Origin of the sequence: Acinetobacter sp. S40, assembly GCF_016624705.1 — a bacterium.
In the GTDB taxonomy this organism is placed as follows: Bacteria; Pseudomonadota; Gammaproteobacteria; order Pseudomonadales; family Moraxellaceae; genus Acinetobacter.
The window spans coordinates 13419-29389 of sequence record NZ_JACVTU010000014.1 but is presented as its reverse complement, the minus strand read 5'-3'; the positions used below and the strand labels follow the sequence as shown (position 1 = coordinate 29389).

17 protein-coding genes are annotated in these 15971 nt (G+C 38.7%); 8 read left to right on the top strand and 9 right to left on the bottom strand.

The annotated features are described in order from the left end of the window. Nucleotides 1-41 precede the first annotated feature (41 nt). The 3 genes from IAE19_RS13910 (at nucleotide 42) to IAE19_RS13900 (ending at nucleotide 2776) form a co-directional block, all read left to right on the top strand. Nucleotides 42-1451 carry an FAD-binding oxidoreductase gene (locus IAE19_RS13910; protein ID WP_200461511.1) on the top strand — a complete coding sequence of 470 codons (1410 nt, stop codon included), beginning with the start codon at nucleotides 42-44 and terminating at the stop codon, nucleotides 1449-1451. A gap of 100 nt (nucleotides 1452-1551) precedes the next feature. Then, complete coding sequence (locus IAE19_RS13905) at nucleotides 1552-1920, top strand: hypothetical protein (RefSeq protein ID WP_200461510.1); 369 nt, start codon at nucleotides 1552-1554, stop codon at nucleotides 1918-1920. A 91-nt stretch (nucleotides 1921-2011) separates the two neighbouring features. After that, a complete protein-coding gene (locus IAE19_RS13900) occupies nucleotides 2012-2776 on the top strand; it encodes a DNA polymerase beta superfamily protein (RefSeq protein WP_200461509.1) in 765 nt (254 codons plus the stop codon). A gap of 30 nt (nucleotides 2777-2806) precedes the next feature. Here the strand turns inward: IAE19_RS13900 and IAE19_RS13895 are convergent, their stop codons facing one another. Both IAE19_RS13895 and IAE19_RS13890 read right to left on the bottom strand, forming a co-directional pair. Beyond that, entirely contained in the window at nucleotides 2807-3121 is a 315-nt protein-coding gene (locus IAE19_RS13895) for a putative quinol monooxygenase (protein ID WP_200461508.1), read from the bottom strand. Between the two features lie 13 nt (nucleotides 3122-3134). Then, nucleotides 3135-3725 carry an NAD(P)H-dependent oxidoreductase gene (locus IAE19_RS13890; protein ID WP_200461507.1) on the bottom strand — a complete coding sequence of 197 codons (591 nt, stop codon included), beginning with the start codon at nucleotides 3723-3725 and terminating at the stop codon, nucleotides 3135-3137. 509 nt (nucleotides 3726-4234) lie between these two features. On the opposite strand from IAE19_RS13890, the gene IAE19_RS13885 reads away from it, so the two are divergent. After that, nucleotides 4235-5464 (top strand): MFS transporter, encoded by a 1230-nt coding sequence (locus IAE19_RS13885; RefSeq protein ID WP_200461506.1) that lies wholly within the window; start codon nucleotides 4235-4237, stop codon nucleotides 5462-5464. 29 nt (nucleotides 5465-5493) lie between these two features. Here IAE19_RS13885 and IAE19_RS13880 read toward each other — a convergent pair whose 3' ends face one another. From IAE19_RS13880 to IAE19_RS13860, 5 genes are all read right to left on the bottom strand, one after another. Next, on the bottom strand, nucleotides 5494-5793 hold the full coding sequence (locus tag IAE19_RS13880) for a DUF3817 domain-containing protein (RefSeq protein ID WP_200461505.1): 300 nt from the start codon (nucleotides 5791-5793) through the stop codon (nucleotides 5494-5496). Nucleotides 5794-5863: 70 nt separating this feature from the next. Then, on the bottom strand, nucleotides 5864-8014 hold the full coding sequence (yccS, locus tag IAE19_RS13875; RefSeq protein ID WP_200461504.1) for a YccS family putative transporter: 2151 nt from the start codon (nucleotides 8012-8014) through the stop codon (nucleotides 5864-5866). 121 nt (nucleotides 8015-8135) lie between these two features. Beyond that, complete coding sequence (locus tag IAE19_RS13870) at nucleotides 8136-8747, bottom strand: NAD(P)-dependent oxidoreductase (protein WP_200461503.1); 612 nt, start codon at nucleotides 8745-8747, stop codon at nucleotides 8136-8138. A 303-nt stretch (nucleotides 8748-9050) separates the two neighbouring features. After that, on the bottom strand, nucleotides 9051-10160 hold the full coding sequence (locus IAE19_RS13865; RefSeq protein ID WP_200461502.1) for an AI-2E family transporter: 1110 nt from the start codon (nucleotides 10158-10160) through the stop codon (nucleotides 9051-9053). Nucleotides 10161-10296: 136 nt separating this feature from the next. After that, nucleotides 10297-10941: a ParA family protein gene (locus IAE19_RS13860; protein ID WP_200461501.1), complete on the bottom strand. Its 645-nt coding sequence runs from the start codon at nucleotides 10939-10941 to the stop codon at nucleotides 10297-10299. A 122-nt stretch (nucleotides 10942-11063) separates the two neighbouring features. Between IAE19_RS13860 and IAE19_RS13855 the strand changes: the two genes are divergently transcribed. Continuing rightward, complete coding sequence (locus tag IAE19_RS13855) at nucleotides 11064-11531, top strand: Holliday junction resolvase-like protein (protein WP_200461500.1); 468 nt, start codon at nucleotides 11064-11066, stop codon at nucleotides 11529-11531. 199 nt (nucleotides 11532-11730) lie between these two features. After that, nucleotides 11731-12264 (top strand): hypothetical protein, encoded by a 534-nt coding sequence (locus IAE19_RS13850; protein ID WP_413784503.1) that lies wholly within the window; start codon nucleotides 11731-11733, stop codon nucleotides 12262-12264. Between the two features lie 74 nt (nucleotides 12265-12338). On the opposite strand, the gene IAE19_RS13845 is transcribed toward IAE19_RS13850, so the two are convergent. Further along, complete coding sequence (locus IAE19_RS13845) at nucleotides 12339-12905, bottom strand: hypothetical protein (protein ID WP_200461498.1); 567 nt, start codon at nucleotides 12903-12905, stop codon at nucleotides 12339-12341. Between the two features lie 29 nt (nucleotides 12906-12934). Then, nucleotides 12935-13705, bottom strand: a complete 771-nt coding sequence (locus IAE19_RS13840) for a class I SAM-dependent methyltransferase (RefSeq protein ID WP_200461497.1) — start codon at nucleotides 13703-13705, stop codon at nucleotides 12935-12937. A 203-nt stretch (nucleotides 13706-13908) separates the two neighbouring features. Here IAE19_RS13840 and IAE19_RS13835 point away from each other — a divergent pair, with 203 nt between their 5' ends. Together IAE19_RS13835 and IAE19_RS13830 are read left to right on the top strand one after the other, a co-directional pair. After that, nucleotides 13909-14757, top strand: a complete 849-nt coding sequence (locus tag IAE19_RS13835; RefSeq protein WP_200461496.1) for an aldo/keto reductase — start codon at nucleotides 13909-13911, stop codon at nucleotides 14755-14757. 126 nt (nucleotides 14758-14883) lie between these two features. After that, nucleotides 14884-15789 (top strand): siderophore-interacting protein, encoded by a 906-nt coding sequence (locus IAE19_RS13830; RefSeq protein WP_227612268.1) that lies wholly within the window; start codon nucleotides 14884-14886, stop codon nucleotides 15787-15789. The last annotated feature ends 182 nt before the right edge of the window (nucleotides 15790-15971 follow it).

The following is a 15971-nucleotide window of genomic DNA, read 5'->3' as shown; positions in this document are numbered from 1 at the left end:
TCCTAAACCCACCTGTTTATTTCTTGCTAGGCCTGTAAACGATGAATGCTCCAGTCGCTTTAACACCTGAGTTACTTACCCAATTAACTGCAATCGTCGGTGAAAACCGTATAAAAACCGATGCGGATAGTCTCGAAAATTGGGGACGCGATCATACCAAGCATTTTGATCCACACCCATCAGTCATCGTTTTTCCATCGACTACTGAGCAAGTTCAAGCCATCGTAAAATTGGCCAATCAGTTTAATGTTGCTATTACACCATCCGGTGGACGCACAGGATTGTCCGCAGGTGCAGTTGCGACCAATGGTGAAATTGTCGTAAGTATGGACAAGATGAACCAGATTCTGGAATTTTTCCCAGCAGATCGTATGGTACGTGTGCAAGCAGGTGTGGTGACTGAGCAATTGCAGAATTATGCTGAAGAACAGGGGATGTATTATCCAGTTGATTTTGCATCAGCAGGTTCGAGCCAGATAGGGGGCAATATTGGCACCAATGCCGGCGGTATTAAAGTCATAAAATATGGCATGACTCGCAATTGGGTGTTAGGTCTGACGGTGGTTACAGGCAAAGGTGACATTTTACGCTTAAATAAAGGCATGGTTAAAAATGCCACAGGCTATGCACTACAACATCTATTTATTGGTGGTGAGGGAACGTTAGGTTTAGTGACTGAAGCTGAAATTAAATTGGAACGACAACCACAAAACTTACAAGTTCTGGTTTTGGGAGTGCCTGATTTCGATGCTGTCATGCCAGTACTACACGCTTTCCAGAAAGAAATTGACCTGACTGCATTTGAGTTCTTTGGTGAACTTGCGATGCAAAAAGTACTGGATCGTGGCCATGTCCAACGCCCATTTGAAACCCAATGTCCATTTTATGTATTGCTTGAATTTGAAGCGCCATATGAACCGATTATGGATAAAGCTATGCAGATCTTTGAACATTGCATGGAACAAGGCTGGGTACTTGATGGTGTGATGAGTCAAAGTCTGGATCAGGTTGAAAGCTTGTGGCGTTTACGTGAAGACATTTCTGAATCAATTGCGCCGTTTATCCCTTACAAAAATGATATTTCAGTATTGATTACACATGTTCCTGCATTTATTAAAGAAATTGATGCAATTGTACAGGATAATTATCCTGACTTTGAAATCTGCTGGTTTGGCCATATCGGTGACGGTAACTTGCATTTAAATATTTTAAAACCTGAAAATTTAAGCAAAGACGAATTTTTTGCTAAATGCCAGATTGTTAATAAATATGTGTTCGATACTGTGAAAAAATATGATGGTTCAATCTCTGCTGAACATGGCGTAGGTATGACCAAAAAACCATATTTAAACTATTCGCGTTCACCAGAAGAAATTGAATATATGAAGGCTTTGAAATTGGCATTTGATCCAAATGCGATTATGAATCCGGGTAAATTATTTGATTTATAAGGTTAGCATTTTCTAGAAGCTACATAGTTTCTACAGTGTAATTGGCATTGGCGTAGCATCATAAAGCTACGCCTTTTGTTTGATTAGATGTGTGAAAAAGATGTTACGTTTACTTGCGATTTCAGGATTATGTTTGGGATTGATGACGGGTTGTGCGACCACAACAAAACTCATGTCATTCGGTGGCGGAGAAAGCCCAATGCAACAGGTTTTAAAAGCACAACCTGAGATTACTAAAGAACATCAGAATGCGTCGATTCAACAAGTATTTAATCGTGTTGAATCGGCAACTGTTTCCAGAATTACTGTAATTCAAACAGGTTTGATGGATGATTCGGTGTCCGCGATCAAGACTGAATATCTATTTAAGTTAGATGATAAAAAGTGGCAGTTGCAAAACAAACAGCAAAGTTATCAATGTGCTAGAGGGAAGAATACGCGAGGTTTTCAGAAACAGATGTGTTCTTAATGGATTAGGCTTTATTACTTGAATAAATAGAAAAATTTAGGTAAAAAGTGTATCGAAAGATGCGCTTTTTTATTATGAGAAATTTATAACAATGAATATTGATCATGAAATCGAAAAATTATTTCAACAGCGCCAAGACATTCCATTATTTTATATTGAAAGTGGTAGTCGCTTATGGGGCATGGCAAGTCCTGATAGTGACTATGATGTTCGTGGCTTTCATTTAGCCAGTAAAAATCAATATTTTGACTATAAAAAGTATCGTGATCTGATCGAAATCATGGATGGCGATTTTGATTTTGTATCTTATGACTTGGATAAAATGTTTGGACTACTCGCAAAAAGTAACCCAACGGTTCTGGAGTGGGTGAGAGCACATATTGTTTATTTTAATGCATTTCCAGAATGGCAGACTTTTCGTGAAGGATTGCTTGAGCGAATTGAGTATAGTGCCTTGTATCACCATTATTTATCATTGGCAAAAGGCGGCATGAAAGTAATGCAAACCGCAGATAATTTTACTTATAAGAAGGTATTTTATTCAATTCGTGGATTGATGTCAGCAGAGTTAGCGACCCAACAGCAACTGCCTGAATTGCTTATTACTGATTTGTTTGCACAAGTAGATTCGAATGATCCGTTACGTCATTGGGCTGAGAACTATCTGGAAATTAAAAAGCGGCAAAAAGAAAAGGCACAACTGCCTGAAACAGAACAAGCCGCGATACTTCGGTTACTGGAAACAAAGATTGAACAGTTGACAGCAAAATCAATGCAAAAGGCGGATCATCGTGCAGGTTTGGACGCATATTTAACAGAATATAGCCGTCATCTAAAACAGCATTATTATCAGTAGAAGCTTACGTCTACTGATATTTTTTAGCAGTTAGATTCCACGCTCTAAAATACGAATGTTCACATCTGCCACATGATCTTTAATTAGATTGAAATGCTGCCGCATGTGTTCTGTTTGCATATGTGCTTCAAGGTGTTCCGTACTCTTCCATTTTTCCAGCATCACAATCAAATTGTCATCTTGCACTTGCATGTTAATTGCAGGAAGATGATCAACCAAAGTTTCATAACCCTGACAGCCATCTTCTGCCAACACTGTTGGAATGATTTTTTGAAAGGCATCTAGCACCGCTTGACGATGCTCAGAACCTGCATGAGTATGGATTTCTGCAATAATTGTCAGCATATTATTCTCTTTCTCAATCTTCAGTTTTAAAAAATTGATCTAAATGGGCTTTATACGCGTCCAGATAGCTCGGCACGTTTGGCATTTTAATCACATCATTGACGATAAAAGTGGGGAGTGAGTCCATTCCCAAAAATTGGTTTGCCTTATGAAAAGGAAGATAAACTCCATCTACGCCGACGCCGTGAAAAAATTGATCAGGATCATTAAAGGCTTCAATTGGAGCATTCCATGTCAACGACAACATATATTTTTTTCCTTGAATCAATCCACCCGAACCATATTTTTTAGAATCATCCGAACGGCTACGTCCATCACTGGCATACAGTACGCCATGGCCGATGGTAAATACGTCATCAATATATTTTTTCATGGTCCAGGGTGCGCCCATCCACCAACCCGGCATTTGATAGATCACCACATCTGCCCAGACATACTTCTCAATTTCAGTTTGGATATCATAATCACTGTCCGCTCGCGTCACTTTGACATCATGACCTAACTGGGTTAAATGAATCTGTGCCAGATTTGTCAAAGTATCATTTAATTGTCCATTGGAATGTGCAAACGCTTTTGCACCGTTTACGATGAAAATATGACTCACGGGAATACCTAATTTTTAAAATGAATGAGGATGACTATAGGGTGTTTATTGTGTTTAAAAAATGCATTAATATGCAAAATATTATTGCTTAAAAGTCAATAATAAAAAGGCATAAGTCATCCTTGTGTTTGTTTTTTAACTCAAACTGTGGATAACTTCGTGTTTAACCACAGTTATATAGAGCATAATTGGGGGCGAAGTATTAAAAAAATATGAATGAAATAATAGTGTTATCTCTTATTTAACACTTTAATATCGACGCTTAAAATAAAAAATGCTATGTTGACGCCAGATTTTTTCATAAATCATGGTAATGTGCATTTACCAAATCTCACGTTGTTATTTTCTCCTCAAAATTTAGACACTTTGTGAATACAGTGTTTTATTGCTGAGTGTTCAGCACATTAAAAATCCAACTTTTTAAAACTCAGTGTTTGTCATTGGGCTGGCGTATATTGATCAAAAATAATGTTCAGCATTAAACAGACATCTTGAATAAGTAGATCAAAATGCAAGATATGCAAACGACAACATTAAATCGTAAGACCTTAATGTTTCCGCTGGCTTTAGTTCTGTTTGAACTTGCGGTTTATATTGGCAATGATTTAATTCAGCCAGCAATGCTGGCCATTACACAGGATTTTGGTGTCAGTTCTACATGGGCACCATCGTCTATGTCTTTTTATTTGTTGGGTGGTGCAAGCGTGGCTTGGTTGCTCGGCCCACTTTCGGATCGTTTAGGGCGTAAAAAAGTTTTACTGAGTGGTGCGTTATTTTTTGGTATTTGCTGTCTGCTGATTTTATTAACGCAGAATATGGCGCAATTTCTAAGCTTGCGCTTTTTACAAGGAATTGGACTGACGGTGATTGCGGCGGTCGGGTATGCCGCAATTCAGGAAAGCTTTGAAGAACGCGATGCCATTAAAGTCATGGCGTTAATGGCTAATATTTCCTTACTTGCACCGTTGCTTGGGCCTGTGCTAGGTGCATTCATGATTGATTATGTATCATGGCACTGGGGTTTTGTTGCGATTGCGGTGTTGGCATTTGTTAGCTGGTTTGGGCTAAAAGCAAAAATGCCGAGTCAGCAGCAGAGTGTGACTCGTCAACCCTTTATTTATCTATTTGATGATTTTAAAAAAATCTACACCGATAAAAAGTTTCTAGGTCTCACACTGGCCTTACCTTTGGTGAGCTTACCTCTGATGCTATGGATCGCATTGTCACCTGTGATGTTAGTCGAAGAACTCAAGTTTAGTAGTGTGCAATATGGTTTGGCGCAATTTCCAGTATTTATTGGCCTGATTCTGGGAAATATTGTGTTGATTAAAATCATTGACCGTTATCCTTTAGGAAAAACCATTTTAATGGGTTTGCCAATTATGTTATTAGGCACGCTTATTTTAGTCATTGGTGCAATTTGGCAACAGTATTTGGTGCTCTGTCTATTAATTGGCATGACGCTGATTAGTTTTGGTGAGGGTATCAGTTTTTCAGTAATGTATCGATTTGCCTTGATGTCATCTGAAATTAGTAAAGGAACAGTGGCTGCCGCAGTATCTATGTTGTTGATGCTGAGCTTTTTTATGATGATTGAAATGGTGCGTGAGCTCTATGTACATTTTCATATCATGGCATTTAGTTTGGCATGTTTAGTTTTGATTGTTATGTGGTTTGTCAAACCCAAACAGATATTGATAGATGTGATGCAACAGCGCCAGCAGGAAGGACAGTTTTAAAAAAGGAGAATCCACGGATTCGCCTTTTTTTATGCATCGGAAACAGGAGGGCTATAGCGTTTTAATTTATGATCAAAAACAAAAGGGCCAAAGGGTAAGATAGAAGCAATAAAGCCGAGAATAAACATATGAACCGACCATTTCATACGCTGGCATACCATCAATAAGACCAATAGAAATAAAATAAATAACAGGCCATGTCCCATACCGACATATTTGACCCAAAGCGGATTATCCCATATATATTTGAGTGGCATCGCAATAAAGAGGAGCAATAAAAAAGATAGGCCTTCTAAGAATCCAACAATGCGTAAAGTGTTTACGTTCATACGTTGCTCTAAAATATAAACAAAATCCGAGTGTAGCCCAGATCGATCTAAAGCTAAACAAAAACGGAATTTATTTAATTTCTAGAGTGAGTAGTTTATTTTGTAACATCAATAATTCAGGTAAAGTTTCAAGCAATAAACTGATTTGTTTTAAAATTAGCATCAGGTAATCCGACGTCGAATTCTGTTCAGAAAGTTGCTGAATTTCTGATAACTTGCGCTCTATTTCTTGAGTAGGAAGTATTTTTTGTTCCAATAAAGTCTGTTGCAGTGTTTGAGTGCACCAAATTAGTAAATCCATAACGTCCTGATCATCGATTTTTTCACGGTGGCTCCCTAATGCTGAGATATAACTGAGTTGACTATGGCTGTAAACCAAATATCGAAACGCAGAATGAATCAATTCCTGATTCGGGTGCGGCTCAGCACTTAAGCTGGAAATCATGCTGGAGAGTTCAGTTTGTGCATTATGTGCCAACCGTCTTGCCGTGCGATATTCAACACTATTGGTACAGCCAAATTGATATTGATCCAGTACCGCTTTTAAGTAAGTCATACTGGCATGACTACTTTTTTTAATATTGTTAGAAATATTGCGAAAGTTCCAGTCGGGCCAGATAAAACTCACGGCAAACCATGCGATGGCACAGCCAATGAGAGTATCCATAATTCGGGGGGCGATAATACTGTAACCAAATCCTTTTAAATTAAAAATTAGTAAAACCATCAAGGTTGCCATAGAAGTCGCAAGAGCATATTTCTTTTGACGCAGATAGAAAAAGTACACGCCACAAATGATCGTAATGATCAGTTGGCCTTCGACACTGGGCACAAAATATAAAATCGGCAGCCCTAAAATCACACCAAGTAATGTGCCTAACGTTCGTAGTTTTAAACGACTTTTGGTCGCAAAGTATGTCACCTGACAGACAAATAAACTGGTTAGAACAATCCAATAACCATTTTGGGCAAATGGTAAAAGTGAAACCAGTGAGCCTGCTGCAAAGACAAAAGCAATACGCGTTGCATGGCGAAATAGGGCAGACTTTGGCGTTAAATGTTGTTTGAATTTAAGCCATAAATCTTTAAAGCCATGAATGTCATCATCCAGTAGATTTAAATTATCGACATGTTGTTCAAAACGATAAGTATAGGTAAATTGCACATTTTGTAAGTGACTCAGTTGATCGTGCAAATCGTTCAAATTTTTTACAATCAATTGCAGATTTTTGACTTCGGTATTATGGGGATGATCCTGAATCCAGTCCTGTAGGGAAAGCTCCAGATTTTGTAATGCATGCGTCGGATCAAGACTGGGCGTAAATGCTTCATTACCTAAGATACATTCAGATAATTGCTGACAGGAAAGTGCCAATAACCGAATATTCTTTTGGAACCGAAAGATGAGATCACTACGACTAAAGTTTTGCTGGATCTGTTCATAATGTAAATAATTGGCACTCACCTTTTCGTGAATATCTTGCGCTACAAAATATAAATGTAGCCAATAAATACTATTTTTATTGACTCGTGATGCTTTGAGTCGTGTTAATAAGGATGCTTTACTAATATTTAAATAATGAACCACTTGCGCATGTTCAGTTGAGAGTTCGAATAATAATGGCTCAACATTATCTTTATTATCTGGGTCAAATAAGCGGGCTTTAGTCATGAGTACATCAGATAAATGACTAAATACTTGTGAAAGATTTTCTTGAACGGGAAGCGTCGGTTTTATGAGAAAAAAGACAATTGAGGTGAAACCATACCACACTACGCCATAAACAAAATAAATTGGCTGTTGATACCAATGCTGATATTCACCTAAACCAAAAAGGCTATATACCGAGAGTAAAATAGTGCCAAACGAAATGGTCGCATAACGTTGACCCAGCGAACCCAGTAAAATCAGAAAACCACTAGAGAGGGATAAATATAAAATGAGTAAAAATTTATAAGGGGCTAAAAACTCTAAAATGCTACTGACAGCAAAAAATAAGGCGGCAACATAAAATAAATTTCTAAGCCGAATACTCAAACGATCATCAAAGTCCGTCAATGCTGTTGCAATCGCCCCCAATGTAACAGGTACGATCAGCTCATTATGTCCGAACCAGCGCAATCCCAATGTGGTGCCAGTGAGAACAATCAATATTTGAAAGCAATAAACCAGCGTCGCATTAAAATTGTAATGCTTTAAAAAACGGGTGAGACCATTCATGAATTGTAGGTAGTTCATTTATATTTTTGTTGAGGTTGGGCTTTTTTTAAAACACTGTCAATCCCGATCCAATAAAAAGGAAGCAAATCCTTCGCTTCCTTTAAAAACACGTTGTATGATCTTAATAACCGACTGTAAAACGCTGTTGGATATGATTGTTTTGCTCAAGCTCATCAGCCAAGGCAACTGCAAAATCTTCGGCTGAAATTTTACTTCCTTCATCACCTACCAACAGCTCATCCTTGCCTAAGCGAAATTCACCTGTACGTTTGCCTGGACCAAACTCGGCAGAAGGTGAAATGAAAGTCCAGTCGAGATCATTTACTTCTTTGAGTTTATCCAAAAAAGTGGCGGCTGCTTCTGCTTCTGGTTTATATGCCTCAGGAAAATCAGGGGTATCTAAAACGCGGATATTTTGATGGGGTGCATTTAAACTTCCTGCTCCACCCACGACTAAATAACGTTTTACTTTGGAGTCACGCACCGCTTGAATCAGTGCATGAGCATCTAGACCCTGAAAACGAACTGCACTTATGACGGCATCTTGTCCTTTTAAAGCGTTTACTAAACCCTCATGATCATTTAAATCGACATTAACTGCCATCACCCGCTCAGTATCTGCCACTTTATGCGTGTCTCGTGCAATAGCTTTGACATAATGACCACGTGAAACCAATTCTTCCAAAATACGTGAACCTGCCATACCCGTTGCACCAATTAAAGCGATTTTCATTGTAAGCCTCTTTGTTTCTTGTAAAAATTTAACTTAGGTTTGAATTACAGTGATTCTTATCATGCCAGTCTGGCTTGTAAGTTACGTTCGTTTTATGTCCATACCATGTAACAATCATACTTAAGTAATTAAATATGAATAAGAAACTTAAATTTTATAAAGATTTTTGAAAATGAAAAAATAGAGAAAAAGCAAATATCTTTGCAAAAAAATGGAAGGGCATATTCAGATAAGCTCAGGATTAATGTGACTCATTATGGAGCCTCTAAAATCCTGAGCCTGTAGGTTTAACATATTTCAAAATTAAATTTTGGGATCATCCAGATCATCATAAATCATAGTGGTTTTCGGCATCGGTTCAGGTTCAATATTTTCATGTAACCATTCACGCCAGATTGCAAGTAGAATTGCCAAAATCACAGGGCCAATAAATAAACCGACTAGACCAAAACTTGCTAAACCACCAAGTACGCCAAACATAATAAGTAGGAATGGGATCTTGGTTGCGCCAGAAATCACCAAAGGACGAATCACATTGTCAGAGGTGCTAACGATACAGACCCCCCACAGCATAACCCCAATGGCTCCCATCATGTGATCCTGAGAAAATAACCAAAGTGCGACCGATGTATATGCAACAGGTGTCCCAAAAGGAATCAGAGCTAATAAAAAGGTAACAATAGTCAATACCATCGGATTGGGAACACCCGCTATAAAGTAACTTAAACCGGCCAAAATTGCCTGTGCTACTGCGGTTAAACCGACTCCATATACAACCGCACGGGTGGTTTCAGAAATGGTGTCCATATAATGATGGACACGTGGACCAATGACCATTTCCATGGCTTTTTTAACCTGATTTAAAATGGTCGGCCCATCACGATAGAAGAAATACAGGGATAACAATGCAAAACCTAGTTTGACTAGATTTCGACTGATCTCACTTAATACAAAACGTCCATAACCCATATGCCCCTGAATCCACGCGGCTACATTCTGAGTAATACTATTGGGGTCATTATTAATATCATTTAAAATTCGTGAAATTTCCTTACCTATAATCGGAAGTTCACGAATAAAATCGGGGGCATCCAGATGTCCTGAGAAAATCTGTTTTTGCAGTTCAAAAAACAGATTGCGCCCCTCATGTTGTAACATAAAGACGCCAAAGGTCAGCGGGACACCAATGACCAGAATGATTAGTAAAATCATGATAGAGGCGTTGAGATTGGGACGCTGAGCGCCACAGAGGCGTTGTACTGATTGATAAATTGGCCAAGTCATATACGCAATAATGGCTGCCCAAACTACAGGAACAATAAAGTATTTCAGGATATTAAATCCCAAAAAAAGCAGGATAATGAGTAATCCGAACAGTAAAGCTCGTTGTAGCGTAGGCGCGTATTGTTGCACTGAACTCTCTATCTGTTAAATATTAGGCAAATCATCTTAACTGAAAAAAAACCATCCGAAAATAAATGTTGAGTTTCATTACGTTGTAAAAATGAATGCAAAAAAAATCTAGAGGTTTTAAGCGTTCAGCAGAGGTCTAAAACCATTCAGCAGAATCCTCAATTAAAGTATCTAGCAATGGCTGCCACTGCGCCTGTAATAACAGAAAATTCTTTTGAGAGCGGTCAAAAATACTTAAGCCCTGCATGGCCAGTTGACCATAAGCACTACGTTCAGAAATCGCAGCCACAGGCTGTTGTTCAATTTTTTCAAAAAACTGCTGAATATCTTTACTGCTCGAAGTATTGGCTTTCATGCGGTTAGCGACTAAATGAATTCCCACTTTACCTTTACGAATCCGTTTAATGTCCTGTAAATGTTTTAAAAAACGCTTGGTACTGTCAATATCAAAAAAAGAAGGTTGTAATGGAGTGACAATCGCATGTGCTTCACTAATCAGTTGTTCAGCATGTTCACCCGATAATGCCCCAGGTGCATCAATAATCAGATAATCAATATTTTTGGGCGCCTCGCCAATCGATTTTTCGTGTCGCCAATCCAGACTCTGAATGATTGCTGCTGTTTTTGGGCGTTGTTTCAGCCACTGTAAAGCAGATTTCTGATTATCTGCATCCGCCAATGCAACTTTATATCCTTTCTGAGCCAATGCTGAAGCCAATGTGATCGCTGTAATGGTTTTACCGCATCCGCCTTTTTGGTTTGCTATAAGTATCGTTTTCATGCTCGAGATATATTCTTGATTTACTCAATTAGATTAGCATCTTTTTAACACCGAAAGGTTACACATGACAAAAGTCTTAAGCTTATTTAAAGTGTTAAGCAAAATCGGTAGCAGGTAAGTTCATGTCCATCTGGATGGCAATGTTAATTGGGGCGTGTATTGGTGTGGTGGTTACCACCCTGATTCTTTCAAATACACGAAATGGGCGAATTCGAGCGGAATATGAACAGTATATTGCTGAACTGCAATTTGAGCATCAACAAGCTTTGGCACAGGCACAAAAACGCAGTGTGAATACCAGTCGCGCTGTATTAAAAGGCAAAATGGCAGAACAACTTGCACCGATAATGCCAGAATTTCGTTATCTTCCGAGTGACGCTAAATTCCTAGGCGATCCAGTAGATTATGTGGTGTTTGATGGTTATACCGATTTCCGGGATGGCGAGGGATTAGCCGAAGATATTGAGGTTATTTTAATTGATATTAAAAGTGGTGGAGCAAGACTGACCAAAGGGCAACAAGCGATTGCACAGGCTGTGCAAGAAGGTCGAGTCCGTTTTGAAACGCTTAGGATTGATTTTGAAGATTGAACGTTTATTACTGCATCTTGCAGCATGACTGATCAATTGGGAAGACAACAATCCAGACAAAAAGTGACGAAAAATCTATTTATTGTTACTTAATTTTCCTTCTTTTTATTCATATTAGATTTAACATAAAAGTCAAAAGATTAATCGTATTTAACTAGGAAGAGGAGTCAATATGCTCAAGCATCTATGTCTGGGGGTGATGGTTGCATTGTGTATTGGGCAAGTCAGCGCTTCCACTTCCAGCGACTATAATATTGCAAGAGGATTAGCGCCAGAGGTCAAAGGCCAATCTATTTCTGTACTTAAACCATTTAAAGGTGATTTTCGTATTTTGGGTTCTAAGCAATACCGTGATGATGAACAGGCAAAATTTTCGCCTATAGATTTTGCTGTGAGTTATGGCTTATTTGCTCACCCCAATATTGCATCGCAAATTAAAATTAATCAGTACGATCGTTATTTGAACTGGACTATGCAAACACTTCCAGTACCTCCCGATCAAGCTTTAAAGCTGGTCTCGAATATGCATATTATTCCTGCTAATCCGAATATTGCCAAACAGATTACCCAAGTGAAACGTGGCGATCTGGTCCGTTTAAAAGGTGAACTGGTTGAAGTCAAAGATAATAATCTGGTATGGACATCCTCTCTTTCTCCGGGTGGTGTCGGCGATGGAGCATGTGAAGTCTTTCGGGTGCAGTCCATCCAATGGATTGAACGGCAGAAAATTTAAATTTATTTTCAAAATTTTAGTTATACAGCGGCCAACTAGATTCCCTTTGAGTTTTACCGCTGTTTTTATATAATTTATGTTGGCTTCTGTTGATCTTTCCAGTGTTTTAACTGTTCCTGAGCATGTAAATAATCACTTAAATCTTGAACGCTAATGGCGGTTTTTTTCTGGTTTTGTGCATTTGCGGAGCTCGTTTGCTCATTGATTAACTTACCCTGATTTTCCCAGTATTGATAAAGCAATCCCTGAATATAGCGCCCTTGTGCTGTTTTTAAGTCTAGCTCTTTCAGCATAGTGAGTGCTGACTGTATATGATCTAGTTTACGATTACGATCGAACTCTGATGTCAATGTTCCATCCTGTTGCATTTTTGCCAGTTCATTGTCCATATCATCAGTCATGGCAGTGAATTTTTCATCAAATTCATCTAACAGAGCAATATCATGCGTATCTTGTGCTGTTGCAGGGAACTCTTTTACAGGTGGTGTTTTTAACTGATCAACGTCTGCTTCATGTGAAGGGGGCTGCTGCTCAGTTTGAGCGGTTTGGGTGTGATCGTTTTTATTACATGCACTCAGTAATAGCGTACTACTTAAAACTAAGGCTAAAATCTGTAAGGGTTTATTATTTTGGATGCTCATAGGGATTCCTTATTAAATGTGAATCAATATTAGATTTTTTTAAAATGATAAGCGTAGGTAATATACGGAAATTCAATTTCGTCCTGTGGCTGTTTACCCGTTAACTCGAATACGACCTGTTCAAATTGTTGCTTCAGTTCATATTGTTGATCTTCGGGCAGGGCAGCTACAAAACTTGTAGAAAGTAAGCGTTTGCTCACGACTTGTTCAACACTTCCTTTTTGGGTCTGTGAAAAAACGTTGACACTTTCAAGTCGGAATAAAAATTGATGTTCAAATACCTTTTTCCAATCACCACTGTGGTAACGGGGAGTATCTTGTTCTAGGGGTTCCAAAATATTTGCCAGAGCCTTGACCCAGTTAATTTCAATATCACGCTGATTCCAGACTAATCCCAAATGTCCTTCTTTTTTGAGAATTTGATGGATTTCATTGAGTGTTTCGATATTAGAAAACCAATGGAATGATTGTGCACATATGACCGCGTCAACGCTTTGGGGCGCAAGGGGAATTTCAGAGCTATAGGCGGCTAGGGTTTTAACATCAGGATGCACTTTACTAAGTTGTTCTCGCATGGCCTGTACAGGTTCCACAGCGATAATATCTGAGGTTATCTGTTTTAGATAAGGAATAAATTTACCTGTACCCGCGCCTAAATCTACTACACGTGAACTTTGATCTAATCGCAACTCCCGCTTTAACCAGTTCACAATATCTTGCGGATAATCAGGACGAACTTGTTGATAGAGTTCAGCAGCCTGAGTAAATCCTTGTTGTGCAGCATGATGAATCGGTTTCATAAGATCGGGCTCAATAACAATGAATGATGTGTAAACCGTATATTTTTCTATTATGAACTGAGCTCGTATGCAAGTTGTTGAGAAAATAGCATTTCTCATACAATTCGACGAATTTTATAACATTTTTATATGGGGTTGTTGCTGAGTCCTCAGGTTATGCATGTTAAAAAGAAAGATACGATCAATATAGAAAATATTGAAAAATGACTAAACAGATGAAAATTCCTCTTATAAAACTGCATGACGGACATCAGATCTCAGCGCTTGGCTTTGGTACTTATACTTTAAAAGGCAAAGCTGGCGTTGAAGTCATGCTACGTGCCTTAAATAATGGCTATCGTATGTTGGACTCCGCCTTTAACTATGAAAACGAAGGCGCTGTTGGCGAAGCCTTTCGCCAGTCGGGATTAGAGCGAAAAGAGGTATTTATTACTTCAAAACTTCCGGGTCGTCACCATGAATATAAAACGGCGGCTGAAACGATTGAAGAATCTTTATATCGCATGCAGCTTGATTATTTGGATCTTTATCTCATTCACTGGCCTAATCCTAAACAGGGATTGTATGTCGAGGCATGGCAAGCGTTGATTGATGCACAAAAAAATGGGCTGATTAAATCAATAGGTGTAAGTAACTTTTTACCTGAGCATATTGACACTTTACAACGTGAAACAGGCATATTGCCTGTGATTAATCAAATTGAATTGCATCCCTATTTTAATCAAGCGCAACAACGAGACTACGACCAATCGAAACAGATTTTGACAATGGCATGGAGTCCTTTGGGACGAGGCAGTGACGTCATGCAAAATCAGGTATTACAACACATAGCGCAAGAGCTGAATTATTCTGTACCTCAGGTAATTTTAAGATGGCAATATCAACTTGGGGTCATTCCAATTCCAAAAGCCAGCAGTGATAAAAATCAGGTGGCAAATCAAGAAATTTTTGAGTTTAGTTTGAGTGATGAGCAAGTCCAGCAAATTAATCAATTGACCCGTCCAGAGGGCCGAATTCGGAATCAGGATCCTGCTATTTATGAAGAATTTTAAATCACAGTAAGGTTCAGAAGAAAATTAAGTTTAAGTGGCAAGGACGCCCATAGAGCTGAATTATTGAAATTGATAAGCATTATCAATAAGTGCTATATTTAAACTATCTTCTATTATGAGGGTTTGATGATGAATCAGGCACAACCTTATTTGATTGTGAATATGCAATTGGCTCAAATTCAAAAACTATCTCCAACCATGACTCGGTTTACTTTTCAATCAGAAGAACTGGCTCAGATCGTGAGTTATGCGCCTGATCAGCGAGTTAAATTATTCTTTCCTGTCTCAGACCATTCAGCACAGACACACTGGATAGAAAATAGTCCTGAATGGTATCAATATTACCGTCAATTACCCGAACAAATTCGTCCTCCGATGCGTACTTATACAATTCGCTATTTACGTCCACAACAGAAACAGGTTGATATTGATTTTGCCATGCATGGTGCAACAGGCCCTGCATCTTCATGGGCTGAACAGGCCAAAGTAGGAGACCGAGTACAAATGGCTGCGCCAAATGCGATTTGGCAAGGGGATCAAGCGGGATTTGAATGGCAACCGCCTCAACAGGCAGATCAGATTTTACTTATGGCTGATGAAACAGCATTGCCCGCAGTTTCTGGAATCATCGATGAGTTAATTCAACAAAATACTCAGGCACACGTCAAAGTGTATATCGAAATGCCTTCGGCTCTTGATCGAGTCACCTTCAATGAACATCCAAATATACAAATCCACTGGTTTAGTCGTGATGATGGCCAACAACCTGGTCGTAAATTGATCGAAACAGTTCATCAATTATTTCAACCGCAAAAACAACAACAAGTCGAATTGGATGACATTAATATTGATGAAGAAATTTTGTGGTTCACTAAAAATGAACAACAGGCACAGCAAACCTTTTATGCGTGGGTTGCAGCCGAGTCTGCGGCAGTTTTAGCGATACGCCGATTTTTAATTCAGGATTGTGGCATAGATAAAAACTGTCTGAATTTTATGGGATATTGGCGTAAGGGCAAAGTATTTGATTAATTTGGAAGGGCTCTAAAGCTCATAAAACGTTCTTATCTGAATTTTAGAAAAAAATAAGAGTTTCAGTTCCTTAACATCTGGGCTTGTTAATGGTTGGTTATAGGGCTTAAATCTTACTCGATTGGGGTGAATTGTGGATAACTTTTCCTATTTTGCTGATAACTTTTGAAGTCGCATTTTTA

Excerpts from the sequence above, each read along its gene's own strand:
- IAE19_RS13910 (WP_200461511.1), top strand. The coding sequence starts at position 42 with ATGAATGCTCCAGTCGCTTTAACACCTGAGTTACTTACCCAATTAACT.
- IAE19_RS13905 (WP_200461510.1), top strand. The coding sequence starts at position 1,552 with ATGTTACGTTTACTTGCGATTTCAGGATTATGTTTGGGATTGATGACG.
- IAE19_RS13900 (WP_200461509.1), top strand. The coding sequence starts at position 2,012 with ATGAATATTGATCATGAAATCGAAAAATTATTTCAACAGCGCCAAGAC.
- IAE19_RS13895 (WP_200461508.1), bottom strand. The coding sequence starts at position 3,121 with ATGCTGACAATTATTGCAGAAATCCATACTCATGCAGGTTCTGAGCAT.
- IAE19_RS13885 (WP_200461506.1), top strand. The coding sequence starts at position 4,235 with ATGCAAGATATGCAAACGACAACATTAAATCGTAAGACCTTAATGTTT.
- IAE19_RS13880 (WP_200461505.1), bottom strand. The coding sequence starts at position 5,793 with ATGAACGTAAACACTTTACGCATTGTTGGATTCTTAGAAGGCCTATCT.
- yccS (WP_200461504.1), bottom strand. The coding sequence starts at position 8,014 with ATGAATGGTCTCACCCGTTTTTTAAAGCATTACAATTTTAATGCGACG.
- IAE19_RS13870 (WP_200461503.1), bottom strand. The coding sequence starts at position 8,747 with ATGAAAATCGCTTTAATTGGTGCAACGGGTATGGCAGGTTCACGTATT.
- IAE19_RS13860 (WP_200461501.1), bottom strand. The coding sequence starts at position 10,941 with ATGAAAACGATACTTATAGCAAACCAAAAAGGCGGATGCGGTAAAACC.
- IAE19_RS13855 (WP_200461500.1), top strand. The coding sequence starts at position 11,064 with ATGTCCATCTGGATGGCAATGTTAATTGGGGCGTGTATTGGTGTGGTG.
- IAE19_RS13850 (WP_413784503.1), top strand. The coding sequence starts at position 11,731 with ATGGTTGCATTGTGTATTGGGCAAGTCAGCGCTTCCACTTCCAGCGAC.
- IAE19_RS13845 (WP_200461498.1), bottom strand. The coding sequence starts at position 12,905 with ATGAGCATCCAAAATAATAAACCCTTACAGATTTTAGCCTTAGTTTTA.
- IAE19_RS13840 (WP_200461497.1), bottom strand. The coding sequence starts at position 13,705 with ATGAAACCGATTCATCATGCTGCACAACAAGGATTTACTCAGGCTGCT.
- IAE19_RS13835 (WP_200461496.1), top strand. The coding sequence starts at position 13,909 with ATGACTAAACAGATGAAAATTCCTCTTATAAAACTGCATGACGGACAT.
- IAE19_RS13830 (WP_227612268.1), top strand. The coding sequence starts at position 14,884 with ATGATGAATCAGGCACAACCTTATTTGATTGTGAATATGCAATTGGCT.